General features: G+C 61.2%; 15 protein-coding genes. 6 read left to right on the top strand and 9 right to left on the bottom strand.

Translation table 11 applies throughout. The features are described 5' to 3' along the window. The first annotated feature begins 37 nt into the window (after positions 1-37). Entirely contained in the window at positions 38-493 is a 456-nt protein-coding gene (locus EEQ99_RS04395) for a PTS sugar transporter subunit IIA (protein ID WP_047614905.1), read from the top strand. 50 nt (positions 494-543) lie between these two features. Here EEQ99_RS04395 and EEQ99_RS04390 read toward each other — a convergent pair whose 3' ends face one another. Beyond that, a complete protein-coding gene (locus EEQ99_RS04390) occupies positions 544-1,560 on the bottom strand; it encodes a porin (RefSeq protein ID WP_028756382.1) in 1,017 nt (338 codons plus the stop codon). Positions 1,561-1,921: 361 nt separating this feature from the next. Here EEQ99_RS04390 and EEQ99_RS04385 point away from each other — a divergent pair, with 361 nt between their 5' ends. The 5 genes from EEQ99_RS04385 to EEQ99_RS04365 all read left to right on the top strand — a co-directional run bounded on the left by EEQ99_RS04385 (position 1,922) and on the right by EEQ99_RS04365 (position 6,821). Continuing rightward, positions 1,922-2,947: a sulfate ABC transporter substrate-binding protein gene (locus tag EEQ99_RS04385; RefSeq protein WP_047612933.1), complete on the top strand. Its 1,026-nt coding sequence runs from the start codon at positions 1,922-1,924 to the stop codon at positions 2,945-2,947. Between the two features lie 8 nt (positions 2,948-2,955). Beyond that, positions 2,956-3,813, top strand: a complete 858-nt coding sequence (cysT, locus tag EEQ99_RS04380; protein ID WP_047612932.1) for a sulfate ABC transporter permease subunit CysT — start codon at positions 2,956-2,958, stop codon at positions 3,811-3,813. After that, positions 3,803-4,675, top strand: a complete 873-nt coding sequence (gene cysW, locus EEQ99_RS04375) for a sulfate ABC transporter permease subunit CysW (protein WP_047612930.1) — start codon at positions 3,803-3,805, stop codon at positions 4,673-4,675. Before cysT ends, cysW begins: the two co-directional genes overlap by 11 nt. Before the next feature lie 10 nt (positions 4,676-4,685). Next, positions 4,686-5,726, top strand: a complete 1,041-nt coding sequence (locus tag EEQ99_RS04370) for a sulfate/molybdate ABC transporter ATP-binding protein (RefSeq protein ID WP_047612928.1) — start codon at positions 4,686-4,688, stop codon at positions 5,724-5,726. A 252-nt stretch (positions 5,727-5,978) separates the two neighbouring features. Next, a complete protein-coding gene (locus tag EEQ99_RS04365; protein WP_047614901.1) occupies positions 5,979-6,821 on the top strand; it encodes a cell wall hydrolase in 843 nt (280 codons plus the stop codon). Between the two features lie 125 nt (positions 6,822-6,946). Here the strand turns inward: EEQ99_RS04365 and pepT are convergent, their stop codons facing one another. The 8 genes from pepT to EEQ99_RS04325 all read right to left on the bottom strand — a co-directional run bounded on the left by pepT (position 6,947) and on the right by EEQ99_RS04325 (position 15,222). After that, the gene (gene pepT / locus EEQ99_RS04360) at positions 6,947-8,179 is read right to left on the bottom strand and encodes a peptidase T (RefSeq protein WP_097622720.1); all 1,233 of its coding nucleotides are present in this window, start codon (positions 8,177-8,179) and stop codon (positions 6,947-6,949) included. Between the two features lie 101 nt (positions 8,180-8,280). Then, positions 8,281-9,033 (bottom strand): metallophosphoesterase, encoded by a 753-nt coding sequence (locus EEQ99_RS04355; protein WP_097622719.1) that lies wholly within the window; start codon positions 9,031-9,033, stop codon positions 8,281-8,283. A gap of 70 nt (positions 9,034-9,103) precedes the next feature. Continuing rightward, positions 9,104-10,162, bottom strand: coding sequence for an ABC transporter ATP-binding protein (locus EEQ99_RS04350; protein WP_047612917.1), 1,059 nt, complete (start codon positions 10,160-10,162; stop codon positions 9,104-9,106). A 5-nt stretch (positions 10,163-10,167) separates the two neighbouring features. Beyond that, entirely contained in the window at positions 10,168-10,998 is an 831-nt protein-coding gene (locus EEQ99_RS04345) for a carbohydrate ABC transporter permease (protein WP_047613474.1), read from the bottom strand. 4 nt (positions 10,999-11,002) lie between these two features. Further along, positions 11,003-11,938: a carbohydrate ABC transporter permease gene (locus EEQ99_RS04340; RefSeq protein ID WP_047612914.1), complete on the bottom strand. Its 936-nt coding sequence runs from the start codon at positions 11,936-11,938 to the stop codon at positions 11,003-11,005. A gap of 97 nt (positions 11,939-12,035) precedes the next feature. Then, positions 12,036-13,295 (bottom strand): ABC transporter substrate-binding protein, encoded by a 1,260-nt coding sequence (locus EEQ99_RS04335; RefSeq protein ID WP_097622718.1) that lies wholly within the window; start codon positions 13,293-13,295, stop codon positions 12,036-12,038. 35 nt (positions 13,296-13,330) lie between these two features. After that, positions 13,331-14,503 (bottom strand): PLP-dependent transferase, encoded by a 1,173-nt coding sequence (locus EEQ99_RS04330; RefSeq protein ID WP_097622717.1) that lies wholly within the window; start codon positions 14,501-14,503, stop codon positions 13,331-13,333. After that, entirely contained in the window at positions 14,500-15,222 is a 723-nt protein-coding gene (locus EEQ99_RS04325; protein ID WP_047612905.1) for a FadR/GntR family transcriptional regulator, read from the bottom strand. Before EEQ99_RS04325 ends, EEQ99_RS04330 begins: the two co-directional genes overlap by 4 nt. Positions 15,223-15,400: the final 178 nt, after the last annotated feature.

Below are 15,400 nucleotides of genomic sequence, written 5' to 3'. Positions count from 1 at the left end.
CCCGAACAGTATTGAGCCGAACAGCATTGAGAATGACATGAATCTTCCCAACATCATCCGGCCGGAACACACCTTCATCGGCGTGTCGGCGCCGACCAAATGGCGTGCGCTGCAGACCATCGCGGACAAGGCGGCAAAGGCTTTTTCCATCGACGGCCAGGCCATCCTGAAGGCGCTCGAAGCGCGTGAAAAGCTCGGCTCCACCGGCATCGGCAACGGCATCGCCATTCCCCATGCGGCGATCGACGGCATGACCAGCCCGCGCGGCCTTCTCCTCCGCTTCGCCCAGCCGCTGGATTTCGAAGCGATCGACGATATTGCGACGGACATCGCCGTCGTGCTGCTCTTCGGGGAAAACAATCGCGGCGAATATTTGAACGTGCTGTCCGCCATCGCCAGGCGGCTGCAATCGGACGGCGTGCTTGCCGCCATGCGCAAGGCAAGGACGGTCGACGAATTCTATTCCGATTTCATCGCCGATTCCCGGGTGTGAAAAAGGCGCGGCCCGAAGGTCGCGCCCCATTTGTCTGCAATCAGACGATTTTAGAAGTCGCGCTGGAAGCGCAGGAAGCCGAACACTTCGTCGTCGCCTTCGTCCTCATCGTGATATTGCACGCTGAGCTTCGAACGCAGGTCTTCGACAATCTGGTAGTCGATCGTGACACCTGTGGTGTAGGCGCTGCCGCCGGTGAAGCCATTGCCGTCAGCTTCGAGAGCGATGTTTTCGAAGTACTGGAAGCCGGGGGTGACCGACCACTTGTCGTTGATCTTCAGGGCGTATTCTGCTGCGATCGTCCATTCGGACTCTTCGTAGTAGTAGTTGGCGCCGCTCGCCCATACGCCGGCAATGCCGAGCGTGCCAGGGCCGATATCGGCATAGACGATGCCGCGGACAGCGACTTCGCTGGTGTCGGTGTCATAACCGGCAAGCAGGTAGGCGCTGATGGCGCCGGCCTTGTAGGAGACCTGGCCTGCGACACCGAAGTTGTTCGGGCCTTCGCCCGGCTTGGTGGCGTAGTCGTCTTCCAGCTCGTCGACCGAGATGCCGGCCGCGAAAGCGCCGGACTCGTACTGATAACGGATCGAGTTATGGGTCGTCTCGTTGCTGGCGAGCGTATCGGTCTCGCCGCTCATGTCGTCATCCCACCAGCTGTACAGCTTACCGACGCGGAAGCCGGCGATGTCGAGATAACCTTCGTCAAGCAAAGCTTCCTGGTCGGAGGCATTGTCGACATTGTAACGCAGGGTGATGACGCCGGTGAGCGTACCGTACTCGGTGTCGTTCTTGGCCTGGAAGGTGACCTGACCGCGAGTCCAGAAGTTTACGTCGGAATCGCCGGCTATGTCGTCACCGAAGCGCACTTCGGTACGGATGTAACCGCCGATCGAAAGGCATGTTTCCGTTCCCGGAATATAAAAATAGCCGGTCCCATAGGCGTCGCAAACGCGAACATATTCCACGGGCTCGGGTTCCGCCGCCACGATGGCGTCGGCTGCGCGGGCTCCGGAGGCCGCGGCAAGGGCGGCAACGGAGGCAAAAAGCATAGTTCTGATATTCATTTTGAATGGCCCTAACAGGTTTGGAATGCGAGGCGCACTTCAAGGGTTGCCCCCGCGTAGCGGCCGGTGAATACGACCGCACGGAGGCCATATAGGAATCCGCAAGTGTCATCGCGGCAAAATCCAGGCAAAAATCTGCCGGACCATGTCGTTTTCGTGGAGGAACTGTGGCGAAAAAAACACGGTCCTGCCGCACGGCCGTAGCTGACCCCATTGGCCGCGGCCAACTTCGGCACGTCCATTTCCAAATTGCCCCTTAAATGGAATGACATTCTAACGGCAGTGCCGGAACCGGAAGAACCTTCGTTTCATTATACGACTGACTTGATAGTGTTTAGGCACAAACACGGAGGGTTCCCCAATGCAGACACAACGGCTCACCCGGCTCATCGCAGCCGCGGTCATGGCAGGCAGCTTCGCAATCGGGAGCATCGCTCCTGCATTCGCGGATCAGACGCTTCTTAACGTTTCCTACGATCCGACCCGCGAATTGTATAAGGATTTCAACGCCGCCTTTGCCGCCAAGTGGCAGAAGGACACCGGTGAAACCGTGACGATCCAGGCATCGCATGGCGGCTCCGGCGCGCAGGCCCGCTCCGTCATCGACGGCCTCGACGCAGACGTGGTCACCCTGGCCCTCGAAGGCGATATCGACGCCATCGCCAAGAAGACCGGCAAGATCCCGGCCGACTGGAAGTCCAAACTGCCCAACAATTCAACGCCCTATACGTCGACGATCGTCTTCCTGGTCCGCAAGGGCAACCCGAAGGGCATCAAGGATTGGGGCGACCTGATCAAGGACGACGTGCAGGTCATCACCCCGAACCCGAAGACCTCGGGCGGCGCCCGCTGGAACTTCCTGGCCGCCTGGGCATGGGCCAAGCAGGCGAATGGCGGCGACGACGCCAAGGCGCAGGAATATGTGACGAAACTGCTACAGCACGTTCCGGTTCTCGATACCGGCGCCCGCGGCGCGACGACCACCTTCGTCCAGCGCGGCCTCGGCGACGTGCTGCTCGCCTGGGAAAACGAAGCCTATCTTTCGCTTGAAGAGCTCGGTCCCGACCAGTTCGAGATCGTAACGCCGGCCTTCTCCATCCGCGCCGACCCGCCGGTCGCCGTCGTCGACGGCAATGTCGACAAGAAGGGCACGCGCAAGGTCGCCGAAGCCTATCTCAACTACCTCTATTCGGACGAAGGCCAGAAGATCGCCGCCAAGCACTTCTACCGGCCGATCAAGCCTGAAGCCGCCGATCCGGCCGACATCGCCCGCTTCCCGAAGCTGACGCTGGCGACCATCGACGACTTCGGCGGCTGGAAGGACGCACAGCCGAAATTCTTCGGCGACGGCGGCGTATTTGACCAAATCTACAAGCCGGCCCAATAATAGACTTCATGAAAGCACATAGCCCCACGCGGTGGCGGTTCAAGCGGCCGAGCGTCATTCCGGGTTTCGGAATGGCGCTCGGCCTTACCTTGACCTGGCTCACCCTTCTGATCCTCATCCCGCTCTCGGGCCTTGCCGTCCGGTCGAGCGCCCTCGGCTGGGAGCAATTCTGGTCGATCGCGTTCGATCAGCGCATATTGAACGCGCTGCGCATCAGCTTCGGCAGCGCCTTCATCGCCGCGACCATCAACGCCATCTTTGGCATCATCCTTGCCTGGGTGCTGGTGCGCTACCGTTTCCCCGGCAAGCGCGTCATCGATGCCATGGTCGACCTGCCCTTCGCGCTGCCGACCGCCGTCGCCGGCATCGCATTGGCGGCGCTCTATGCGCCGAATGGCTGGGTCGGCCAGTTTCTGACGCCGCTCGGTATCAAGATCGCCTTTACGCCGGCCGGCATCGTCGTGGCGCTGATCTTCGTCGGCCTGCCCTTCGTGGTGCGCACCGTGCAGCCGGTCATGGAGGAAATCGACAAGGAAGTGGAGGAAGCCGCAGCAACGCTCGGCGCCAACCGCTTCCAGACGATTTTCCGCGTGTTGCTGCCGGGGCTGGCGCCTGCCGTGCTCACCGGCTTCGCGCTCGCCTTTGCCCGCGGCGTCGGCGAATACGGCTCGGTGATCTTCATCGCCGGCAACCTGCCGTTCAAATCGGAGATCGCGCCGCTGCTGATCATCATCAAACTCGAAGAGTATAATTACGCGGCAGCGACCGGCATTGCGGCAATCATGCTGGTGATCTCGTTCGCCATGCTGCTCGTCATCAACCTCATCCAGAGCTGGAGCAGGCGGAGGTACGGCTATGGCGCTTGATGCGACCGTTCAACCCGCGAAGCTGCGTTCGGTGACCACCGAAAACAGGATCGCGCGCTTCACCCTGATCGCCATCTCGCTGATCTTCCTGCTGCTGATCCTGCTTCTGCCGCTTGCAGCCGTCTTCGTCGAGGCCTTCCGCAAGGGGCCTGCCCCCTTCTTCCAGGCGCTCGCCGATACCGAGACCTTCTCGGCGATTCGCCTGACGCTGATCGTTGCCGGCGTCAGCGTGCCGCTCAACCTCATCTTCGGGGTTGCCGCCGCCTGGGCGATCGCCAAGTTCGAGTTCAAGGGCAAGGCCTTCCTGACGACGCTGATCGACCTGCCCTTCTCGGTGTCGCCCGTCATATCGGGTCTGGTCTTCGTTCTGCTGTTCGGCTCCAGCACCTGGCTTGGCCAGTGGTTCAGCGCGCACGACATCAAGATCCTATTTGCGGTGCCGGGATTGATCCTCGCGACGATGTTCGTCACCTTCCCCTTCGTCGCCCGCGAACTGATCCCGTTGATGCAGGAACAGGGAACTGCCGACGAGGAGGCAGCTCTTTCGCTCGGCGCCAGCGGCTGGCAGACCTTCTGGTACGTGACGCTACCGAATATCAAATGGGGCCTGCTCTACGGCGTGCTGCTCTGCAACGCCCGCGCCATGGGCGAATTCGGCGCCGTCTCGGTGGTGTCGGGCCACATCCGCGGCCAGACGAACACCATGCCGCTGCAGGTGGAGATTCTCTACAACGAGTATAATTTCACCGGTGCTTTTGCCGTCGCCACGCTTTTGGCCTTGCTCGCGCTCGTGACTCTTGTTTTGAAGACGCTGCTGGAAATGCGCTATAGCGCTGAAATCGCCGCCAGCCGGCGGCACTGAAGGATTTGGAATGGAAGTACGCGTTCAAAACATTCGCAAGGAATTCGATCGTTTTCCGGCGCTGCACGATGTCTCGCTCGACATCCGCTCCGGCGAGCTGATCGCACTGCTCGGCCCTTCGGGCTCCGGCAAGACGACATTGCTGCGCCTGATCGCCGGCCTGGAAAGCCCGACCGAGGGACTGATCTTCTTCGGCGACGAAGATGCCTCGAAGAAATCGGTGCAGCAGCGCAATATCGGCTTCGTCTTCCAGCATTACGCTCTGTTCCGCTACATGACGGTGCTCGAAAACGTCTCCTTCGGCCTGAAGGTCAGAAGCGGTGCGCGGCGACCGCCGAAGGCCGACATCCGCCGGCGGGCGCTGGAACTGCTCGAACTCGTGCAGCTTTCCGGCCTTGAGAAACGCTATCCGGCCCAGCTTTCCGGCGGCCAGCGCCAGCGCGTGGCGCTGGCCCGCGCCATGGCCGTCGAGCCGAACGTGCTGCTGCTCGACGAACCCTTCGGCGCGCTCGACGCCCAGGTGCGCAAGGACCTGCGCAAGTGGCTGCGCGAGATCCACGACCGCACCGGACACACCACCGTCTTCGTCACCCACGACCAGGACGAGGCGCTGGAGCTTGCCGACCGCGTCGTCGTCATGAGCCAGGGGGCGATCGAACAGGTCGGCACGCCGGACCAGGTCTACGACAATCCGAATTCTCCCTTCGTCTTCGGCTTCATCGGCCAGTCGAACTGCCTGCAGGTCGAGATATCGGACGGCGACATCCGCTTCGACGGCCGCTCGCTCGGCCTCAATGCCGAGGGCGAACCGGATGGCGCGGCGCAGCTCTACTTCCGCCCGCATGACGTCAGGCTCTGCGAATCAGCTGAAAACTGCATCGCCGGCCAGCCGGTCTCCAGCCGCCGCGTGGCCGGCACCCGCCATATCGAACTCGATATCGGCAACGACCGCCCGCATATCGAGATCGAGCTGCCGCCGAGCGAGGCGGAAAGACTCGACCGCAACCGCGTGGCCTTCAAGCCGACCCGCTGGAAGCTGTTCCGCAGTTGATGGAGATTATTCCGCGCGTCTTTTTAGGCCGCGCAAACGGCGCTGTAACCTTTTGAGTTGCTGCATAATTCCTTAATTTTCAGGAATTATGCAGCAGGCGGCATCAGGGCTCATCGCCGAAGTCGCACATGGCGAGAGTCCTTCAGGCTTTTTGTGATCTAAGGTTGTTTGTATTTCAGTCATATGACGAGTAAAAGATTTTGCGCGTTAATCATAAAGGGCTGGACTAATCCCGATAGGAGGCACCTGGCGTTGAGGGCGGAGATTTCCTTTGGAAAATCCCTGATCGGGATTTTGTTCGTAGGGCTGGCAGCCGCGGGCTGCACGACGACATCGAAACCGGCGGCAACGGCGGCGAAGACCACGACGAAGCAGGTTCAAACCGCAAAGGTCACCTTCAATTACACGGCCAAGGATCGCGAGTGCCTGCAGCGCGCCATGTATTTCGAATCGCAGCATTCGGATGAGGACGGCTACATGGCCGTCGGGACCGTTGTCATGAACAGGCTCACCTCAGGCGCCTATCCCACGTCCATCTGCGGTATCGTGGCCCAGAAAAGGCAGTTCGCGCCCGGCGTGATGACTCGCGAAGTCAAGCCGCAAGCGGAAACGGAGCTTGCCAGCGCGGCGGATGCGATCCTTATCAAGGGCGCGCGCCATCCTGCGGTGAAGGATGCGATGTTCTTCCACACCGAAGGGCTGAAATTCCCCTACGACAACATGCATTATGTGACGGTCGCCGGCGGCAACGCCTTCTACGAGAAGCGCGATTCCAACGGCATGCTTGAAACGCCGCCGCCGCTGCCCTCCTACGAGGTGGCAATGAATTATGTGCCTGGCGAAAGCATGCTGCCGCCGCAATTCGAGGCGCTGATCCCTTCGGCCGTTCCCGTTCCTCTCCCGGCTCCCGACCCCATGGCCACGGCGAGCACGGCGTCGATGCAGATCACGGCGCCGGTGACTTCTCCGGGGCCGGCACCGTCAATCGAGCCCGAGCCGGGAATGCCGATTGCAATCCCCATTCCCCGCCCGGCCTATGACAGCGTGATGCTGCGCGAAAGCCTGCCGGCGAATGTCGCTAAACCCGCCATTTGAGAACTGCCCATAGCGCTGTGCGTCCTTTCGGACGCACAAAGGACGCACTGACACTTTCACCGCTCGCATCGTGCTTTCAAAAATCGATTCCGATTTTCGCGCCGATGCGCTGGAGGCAAGAAGCTTTAGGCGCGCTCTTCCCAGACCTTCGCCAGTTCCACGATCGTCTTAACGGCCTTTTCCATGTCCTGCCGGCTCACCCATTCGAGCGGCGAGTGAAAAGCATGGCCGCCGGCGAAGATGTTCGGGCACGGCAATCCCATGAAGGAAAGGCGCGAGCCATCCGTGCCGCCGCGGATGCTGCCGCGCACCGGCGTCATGCCCGCCCGGCGCACCGCCTCGACAGCGTTGTCGACGATCTCCGGGTGACGGTCGAGCACCACCTTCATGTTGCGATACTGCTCCTTCACCTCGAACCGATAGGTCGAGCCCGGATAGGCTGACATCACGTCCTTGACGATGGCTTCGAGCGTGGTTTCCTTTTCCACCAGCCCCTTGTCAGTGAAGTCGCGGATGATCAGACTGAGCGTCGCCTTCTCCATCGAGCCGGTCACACCTGTGGGATGAATGAAGCCTTGCTTTCCCTCGGTGGTCTCAGGCGCGACATCCCTAGGCAGCCGGTCGATGATAGCGCCGGCGATCTTGATGGCGTTTTCCATGCGGTCCTTGGCGAAGCCGGGATGGATCGCCACGCCGGATATGCCGATCTCGACGCCATCGGCCGAGAAGGTCTCGTCCTCGATATGGCCTGATGTCTCGCCGTCCATCGTATAGGCGAAGTCGGCGCCGAGCTTCTTCAGGTCGACCTTGTTGACGCCGCGCCCGACTTCCTCGTCTGGTGTGAACAGGATCTTGATCGTCCCGTGCCTGATATCGGGATTGTCGACGAGGATCTGGGCGGCGGCCATGATCTCCGCCAGTCCGGCCTTGTCGTCGGCGCCGAGCAATGTCGTGCCATCGGTGGTGACGATGTCGTTGCCGATCTGGTTCTTCAGTTCGGGATGATCGCTGACGCGGATCACCCGGCTGGTGTCGCCGGCAAGCCTGATATCCCCACCCGCATAATTTCTGACGATCTGCGGCTTGACGCCAGTGCCGCTGAAATCGGGCGCCGTATCCATATGCGAGCAGAAACAAATGACCGGAACCGTCTTGTCGCTATTGGCCGGGATGGTCGCATAGACATAGCCGTGTTTGTCGAGATGTGCGTCCGCAAGACCAATCTTCAGCAGCTCCTCGACCAGAACCCGTCCGAGGTCCTTCTGCTTGGCGGTGGTCGGCTGCGTCGACGAGGAAGGATCGGATTGCGTGTCGATGACGACATAGCGGAGAAAGCGGTCGAGAACAGTGTCGGTCATAGCATCCAATCCAGCATAATCACACGGACGATATAGCCCTCATGGGCGATGCGGCAAAAGATTTTTCCGCTCGGCACGTGAGGAATGACCATGCAATCCTTTCATACGCCCATGTCGGATGCCGGAACCGAGACCACGTGCGAAACCAACCTGCCGTCGCTGACCTCATGCATGAGAAAGGACGGAGCGTCGATCACCGAAAGATCGGGCCGGCCTTCCAGCAGAAGCGGATTGGGCGGGCAGAGGGAGCCGCAGGTCTGGACAGGGATCGATCCCAAAAGACCAAACGCGGGGCGGTGGACATGGCCGCAGAGAATCGCTAGCGGCAGCTTGCGCATCGTCTCGAGGCAGCCGAGAAGCGCACTGCCGTTCCTGCATCCGACCTGGTCCAGCGCCTCGATGCCAATCCTAAATGGCGGCTGATGCATGAACAGAAGGGAGGGCATCGTCACGTCGGCAAACACGCTCATCAGCCACGGCAGATGCGGCAGGACGTCGCCGTAGCTCTGACCGGCGACGGTCAGATCGACCCCGAAGAGAGTCAGGCCATCGACGGCTGTCCGGAAGTGCATCGGGCCGGTCGCGTTGATCCACGTGCCAACGGCGGCAAGTTCGGACCGCATCAATCGCACATCGTCACCGTTGCCCGGCAACAGGTGGACAGGGCAGTCCAGCGACCGCAGGCATTCGGCGACCAGGCGATAGCCTTGCCGCCATCCGTCGTCCACCAGATCTCCGGTGACAACAAGCGCATCCGGGCGGAACATCCTCAGCCAGCCGATTGCTCGCTCCAGCGTCTGGAGCGACGAAAGGTCCGGCCTGGCATGGATATCGGATATCTGCGCGACGAGCATATCGTGCCTCCCATCTCTGCCGGAGACAGTATGCCGAAACCGACAGCATCGGGCTACCGGCCTTAACCTTTCAATCGACGCGTTTTCCCTCGTCGTCGAACACATGCAGATATTGCGCCGGGAAGGCGACGTTGACCTTCGGGCCGGCCTTCAGCGCTTCGCGGTTCAGCGTGAAGATCTTGAACGGCAGGCCATGCAGGGAAAGGTGCAGGATGATGCCGAAGCCTGTGGGTTCGACGAGTTCCACATCCGTGGCAAGGCCCGCGCCGCCGTTGCTCATCACTACATGCTCCGGCCGGATGCCGAGCGTCACCTTTGCCCCGTCGGCAAGCGGCAAAGGCTTTGCAAGCGGCACGATCGTGCCGTCCTTCAGCCTCACGCCGCCGGCATCATAGGTGGCCTCGAGGAAGTTCATCCCCGGCGAACCGATGAAGCCAGCAACGAAGAGATTGGCGGGGCGGTCGTAGAGTTCGAGCGGACTGCCAACCTGCTGGACCACCCCGCCATGCATGGCGACGATCCGGTCCGCCAGGGTCATTGCCTCGATCTGGTCGTGGGTCACGTAGATCGAGGTTGCCTTCAGGTCGCCATGCAGTTTCTTGATCTCGGCGCGCATCTGTTCGCGCAGGCGGGCATCGAGATTGGACAGCGGTTCGTCGAACAGGAAAGCCTTCGGCTGACGCACGATCGCGCGGCCCATGGCGACACGCTGGCGCTGACCGCCGGAAAGCGCCTTCGGCCTTCGTTCGAGCAGCGGATCGAGGCCGAGCTTGGCGGCGGCCGCGGCCACCGCGCTGGTGATTTTCTCCTTCGCCACCTTCCGGAGCTTGAGGCTATAGCTCATATTGCCGGCGACGTTCATATGCGGATAAAGCGCATAGGACTGGAACACCATGGCGATGTCGCGATCCTTGGGATGCAGCTCGTTGACCCTGGTGCCGGCGATGCGGATCTCGCCTGATGTGACATCCTCCAGCCCGGCGATCATGCGCAGCAGCGTGGACTTGCCGCAGCCGGACGGGCCGACGAGCACGACGAATTCGCCATCCTGGATTTCGAGCTCGACGCCGTGCAGCACCTGCACGTGGCCATAGGCTTTGCGGATATTCCGGATATCGATCGATGCCATTTTGTTTAACCCTTGACCGCGCCGGCCGTCAGGCCCTGGACGAGATAGCGCTGGATGAGCAGGAAGAAGAGGCCGGCCGGAATGAGCGCCATGATGCCCGCCGCCATCATCTGCCCGAAATCCACCGAGAATTTCGAAACGAAGGTGAGCAGGCCGACGGGGAAGGTCGCCGCGTCATTGCCGTTGATCAGCATCAGCGCGAAGAGCAGTTCGCTCCAGGCGGCGGTGAAGACGAAGCCGAGCGTGGCGGCGATGCCCGGCAGCGTCAGCGGCAGGATGATCTGACGAAACGCCGTGAACTGCGTCGCCCCGTCGATCATCGCCGCCTCTTCGAGATCTCTCGGAATGCCGTCGAAGAAGGACTGCATCAGGAAGGTGGCGAAAGGCACGTTGAAGGCAGTGTAGACGATGACGAGCCCGGTCAGACTGTTGGTCAGATGCAAGGGCGACAGGATCTTGAAGATCGGCGCCACCAGCATGACCAGCGGGAACATCTGGGTCAGCAGCATCAGGGCGACGATCCAGTATTTTGCCCGGAAATTGAAGCGCGACAGCGCGTAGCCGGACAGCGAGGCGCAGATCGTCACGGTCACCGCCGTCGCGGTCGAGACGATCAGGCTGTTCTTGAAGAAGGTCGGAAAGGCGCTGTGCTCCAGCACGAAGGCATAGTGATCCCATGTCGTGCGCGACGGCCACATGCGCACACCTTCGGTATAGAGCAGGTCGTTCGGCGTCACCGAAACCTTGAGCAGCCAGAACAATGGAAAGAGCGCGAAGGCGATGTAGCAGAGGATCGCCAGGCGGTGTGCGATGGTCGGAATGACGGATCGTCTCATCATCTCAATCCTTGTTCAGCAGCGTCTGCCGAAGCAGGATGATCAGCATCGAATAGGCAAGCAGCAGCACGAGCAGCACCAGCGCGATCGCCGAGGCATAACCGAAATCGAGCCGCCGGAAGGCCGTGGTGAAGATGTAGCTGGCGACGATCTGTGTGCGATCCGCCGGCCCGCCATTGGTCATGACGACGATGAGATCGGCGAAATTGGAAATCCAGACGGTGCGCAGCAGCACGGTGATGGCGATCGTCGGCGCCAGAAACGGCAGGGTGATCGAGCGGAAGCGCTGGAACCAGCCGGCGCCGTCGATCGACGCCGCCTCATAGAGATCGCGCGGGATCGCCTGCAGGGCGGCAAGCAGCGTGATGGCGAAGAAGGGAATGCCCCACCAGACGTTGGCGGCGATCGGCCCCCACATCGCATAATTGGGATCGGAGAGGATATTGCCCGGCTCATGCATCAGCCCAAGGGCGAAGAGCCAGTGCGGGATCGGCCCGATGACCGGATTGAACAGCCAGGCCCAGTTGAGGCCGGCGAGGAAGGACGGCACGGCCCAGGGCAGGAAAACCAACGCCTGCGCAATTGCCCTGCCCTTAAACGGCTTGTCGAGCAGCAGCGCCAGGATCAGCCCGAAGACGAACTGCAGGACGACGGAGGCGCCGGTCCACCAGAGCGTATTCCGCAACGCCCCGTAGAAGGCGGCATCCCCGGCAAGCTCACGGAAATGATCGAGCCCGACGAAGCCACCGGAAAACGGATTGAGCAGCTGGATATCGCGGAAGGCATAGGAAATGCCGACCGTCAGCGGCACCAGCATCACCGCGATAATCAGGATCAGCGACGGCGCGCTGTAGAGATAGGGCTCCGAAGCATCGGCAACGCGACGCAGCCATGGCCTGCGGTCGCGACGCATGTCGAGCGTATCGGCGGAAATGGTCATCAGCCAAGGGTTCCCGTTCGCGGCGTTCATGCGCCGTCTGCGTCATAAAAAGAAGCGGCGACGGTCTGTTCTGCAGCCGCCGCCGTCGGTCCGTCGCTTACTTCTTAGCGAGGAACTTCTGCTGCGCCTTGGTGAGGTAGTCCGCCCACTGATCGGCCAGATCCTTCGCGGAGATATCGCCGAGCAAGGCCTGCTGCGAGGTCTTGATCGCCAGCGAATCCTTGAAGAAGGCGAATTCCTCGAGGTAGGTCGGCATGACTGTGGGTACCGTGTTCGGGTCCGCCAGTTCCTCGAACCAGCCCTTGAACTGGTCACCGGCATAGAAGGGATCCTTCTCGGCCGCCGTATAGGCCGGCAGGGCGCCGATGCGCTTGTTCCACTCGATATTGCCTTCCGGCCCTTCGAGGGTGGCGATCAGCTTCCAGGAGAGATCCTTGTTGCCGCTGGTCGAAAACATCGACCAGCCGCCATAGCCGATCGTCGGGAAGGACTTGCCGTCGGGACCCTTCGGCAGCGGCATGACGCCGAAATCTTCTTTTTTCATGCGTTCGGCAATGGCGATCAGCGCATCCGGATCCTGATCGAGGAACGCGCAGGTGCCGGAATAGAAACCGGCGACGACTTCGTTGAAGCCCCAGTTGACGCTATCCTTCGGCGCATAGCCCTTCTTGTAGAGATCGACCATCCATTCGATGCCCTTTGCCCAGCCGGGGCTGTTCATCGTCGAGGTGCCGTCGTCGTTGAAGTACTTGTTCGAACCAGCCATGGTGGCGGCGAAGATCATCCAGCCGTTGAGACCGCCCGGTCCGCCGCGCATGCAGTAGCCGTATTTGCCGGAGAGTTTGGAGACCTTTTCCGAAGCGGCGGTGAACTCTTCCAGCGTCTTCGGCGGCGCGGCCACACCGGCTTCCGAAAGCAGCTTCTTGTTGTAGAACATCGCCCTGAGATAGAAGCCGTAGGGCAGCATATAGGCGGTGTTCTTGACGTCGCGGCCGAGTTCGAGCGCGCGCGGCGTCAGTTCCTTGGTGTGCTCCCACTTTTCGAGGTAAGGCTCCAGGCTCTCGAGCATGCCGTTATTGGCATAGAGCGACAGCCAGGTATCGGGCATCTCCATCACATCGGGCACGTCGCCGGCCGATACCATGGTCGCGAACTTCTGGAACGCTTCGTTCCAGGGCAGCGAGATGATGTCGACCTTCGTGCCGGGATTGGCGGCTTCGAACTTGCCGACGATCGATTTCAGCGTTTCGGTGCGCTCCGGGCTGGTGATGACTTCGACAAGCTTCAGCGTCGTATCGGCAAAGGCCGTGCCCGCCATCATCGAAGCAAAGAGCGTTGAGATTATTACTTTTTTCATGGCTCAGTTCCCCCTTGTTAGGTTTCTCTCAGGTTTCAGGATAATGAGGCGGCGGCGAGCGCCTCCTCGATGTCCCTCCACAGAGCCTCGGTTCCTTCGAGGCCGACATGGAGGCGTACGGATCGCGCATGGATGCCGAAGGCATGTGCGGAATTCGGCTGTGCCTTCTGCTGAAGCACCACCTCGCCCGGTACGATCAGGCTTTCATGTCCACCCCAGCTCACACCCAGTTTGAAGAGCTTGAGGTGATCGGCGAAGGCGCGGATATCGACGCCTTCGCGGAAGATGAACGAAAACAGGCCCGAGGTGCCGTTGAGGCCGGCGGGCAGACGGTTGGCGAGCCCGGGATGGCAGACCGTCTCCACCACATCGAGCTTCTGCAGGCGCCTGGCGATTTCAAGCGCCGATGCCTCGTGGGCCTTCATGCGCAGCGGCAGCGTGCGCAGGCCGCGGATCAATAGCCAGGCGTCGAACGGCGAAAGCTTGCCGCCGAGATAAGGATAGGCCTCGGCCTTGACGCGCGCAATCATCGCCTTCGAGCCGGCGATGACGCCCGCCACCACATCGCTGTGGCCGCCGAGATATTTGGAAGCCGAATGGATGACCAGATCGACGCCGAGCGTCAGCGGCCGCTGGAAGAACGGGCTCGCCCAGCTGTTATCGATCATCGAGACGACGCCGTGTTGCCTGGCGAGCGCGGCAAGCGCGCCGACATCATGCGCCTCCATCACCCAACTCGTCGGGCTTTCCAGATACAGGACCTTGGCGCCGGGCAGCGCCCTGGCGACGGCTTCCTCGTCGCGGCCGTCGACATAGGTCACCTCGATCTTCATCCGCTTCAGGATGGTGCCGAACAGACGGAAGGCATCGGGATAGACATGCTTGACGGCGACGATGCGGTCGCCCGGCTCGACGAAGCTCAGCACCGCCGACGAGATCGCCGCCATGCCGCTGGCAAAACCCAGCGCATCTTCCGCTCCTTCGAGCTTGGCCAGCATTTCCTCGAAAGCGCGCACCGTCGGATTCAGCCCGCGCGTATAGATCGGCCGCACCTTCTCGCCGCGATAGGAGGCGATCATCTCGTCATAATCGGCAAAGGTGAAAAGCGAGGTCTGGAAAATCGGCGGCACGACGGCTTCGGCGAAATTGCCTTCGTCGTGCGCCGTAATGAGGGAGGCAAGGTCGAACGGTTCTGCGCCGTTGCTCATTTGGACATTTCCTTGATGTCTTCTTCGACGATGTCGAGAATTTTCAATGTTTCCAGACGCGCCGCCTCGGGATCCCCGGCAGCGATCGCGTTGAAAAGCGTGCGGTGAAAGGGAAAGGACCGGCGGGCAAAATCCTGCCGGTCGAACGGATGTTCCCAGAAGCGCTCGAAGGTCTCGCGCATCTGCTCGAGCAGCTGGCGAAACAGCGGATTGTGGGTGGCGTCGTAAACGGCGAGGTGGAAGGCCAGATCCTCCGGCCCGGAGGTGCCTTTCTCCAAATGCACCCGCTCCATTTCATCGAGCTTTTCCTCGATAACGACGAGATCCCTTGCTGTGCGCCGCCGCGCCGCGACCATGCCCGCCTCGCATTCGATGCCGCGGCGGACCTCCAGCGTCTGCAGCAGCGCGTCGCGCAGATGCACCGCGTCGAACGACAGCGGCATATGGATCGTCGCCCGGGAAACCGGCTTCAACAGATAGGTGCCGCTGCCCTTGCGCGTCTCGATGACGCCGAGCGCCTGGAAATGGCGGATCGCCTCGCGAATGGTCGAACGGCCGACGGCAAGGGCTGCCATCAGCTCCCGCTCGGCCGGCAGACGGTCACCCGCCTGCAACCGTGCCTCCTCGACATAATCCGCCAGCGCATCAGTCACCTGACGCGCGCGGTCCATGACCGGAAGCGGCCGGATCACCGGCCTGTCGCTACGATTTGCCTTCATGGTTCCCCATTTTCTTATCAGGCAGTCAGCGCGTGAAATTGGTCTGACATCTTAGCATTTCTCAAAGAGCGAAAGACGTCAAGCAGTGATTTTCGGCAAAGAAGAACTGTCCAACTCTCCCGTGTGATCCCTCTTCAACAACCATCTGACATGGCCCTGACAATCGTCCGCTCTGACC

This window comes from Rhizobium anhuiense, from assembly GCF_003985145.1.
GTDB classification, from domain to species: Bacteria; Pseudomonadota; Alphaproteobacteria; order Rhizobiales; family Rhizobiaceae; genus Rhizobium; species Rhizobium anhuiense.
Note: the sequence above shows the minus strand (reverse complement) of the source record. Positions and strands in the feature narration are given on the sequence as shown.

Excerpts from the sequence above, each read along its gene's own strand:
- EEQ99_RS04395 (WP_047614905.1), top strand. The coding sequence starts at position 38 with ATGAATCTTCCCAACATCATCCGGCCGGAACACACCTTCATCGGCGTG.
- EEQ99_RS04390 (WP_028756382.1), bottom strand. The coding sequence starts at position 1,560 with ATGAATATCAGAACTATGCTTTTTGCCTCCGTTGCCGCCCTTGCCGCG.
- EEQ99_RS04385 (WP_047612933.1), top strand. The coding sequence starts at position 1,922 with ATGCAGACACAACGGCTCACCCGGCTCATCGCAGCCGCGGTCATGGCA.
- cysT (WP_047612932.1), top strand. The coding sequence starts at position 2,956 with ATGAAAGCACATAGCCCCACGCGGTGGCGGTTCAAGCGGCCGAGCGTC.
- cysW (WP_047612930.1), top strand. The coding sequence starts at position 3,803 with ATGGCGCTTGATGCGACCGTTCAACCCGCGAAGCTGCGTTCGGTGACC.
- EEQ99_RS04370 (WP_047612928.1), top strand. The coding sequence starts at position 4,686 with ATGGAAGTACGCGTTCAAAACATTCGCAAGGAATTCGATCGTTTTCCG.
- pepT (WP_097622720.1), bottom strand. The coding sequence starts at position 8,179 with ATGACCGACACTGTTCTCGACCGCTTTCTCCGCTATGTCGTCATCGAC.
- EEQ99_RS04355 (WP_097622719.1), bottom strand. The coding sequence starts at position 9,033 with ATGCTCGTCGCGCAGATATCCGATATCCATGCCAGGCCGGACCTTTCG.
- EEQ99_RS04350 (WP_047612917.1), bottom strand. The coding sequence starts at position 10,162 with ATGGCATCGATCGATATCCGGAATATCCGCAAAGCCTATGGCCACGTG.
- EEQ99_RS04345 (WP_047613474.1), bottom strand. The coding sequence starts at position 10,998 with ATGAGACGATCCGTCATTCCGACCATCGCACACCGCCTGGCGATCCTC.
- EEQ99_RS04340 (WP_047612914.1), bottom strand. The coding sequence starts at position 11,938 with ATGACCATTTCCGCCGATACGCTCGACATGCGTCGCGACCGCAGGCCA.
- EEQ99_RS04335 (WP_097622718.1), bottom strand. The coding sequence starts at position 13,295 with ATGAAAAAAGTAATAATCTCAACGCTCTTTGCTTCGATGATGGCGGGC.
- EEQ99_RS04330 (WP_097622717.1), bottom strand. The coding sequence starts at position 14,503 with ATGAGCAACGGCGCAGAACCGTTCGACCTTGCCTCCCTCATTACGGCG.
- EEQ99_RS04325 (WP_047612905.1), bottom strand. The coding sequence starts at position 15,222 with ATGAAGGCAAATCGTAGCGACAGGCCGGTGATCCGGCCGCTTCCGGTC.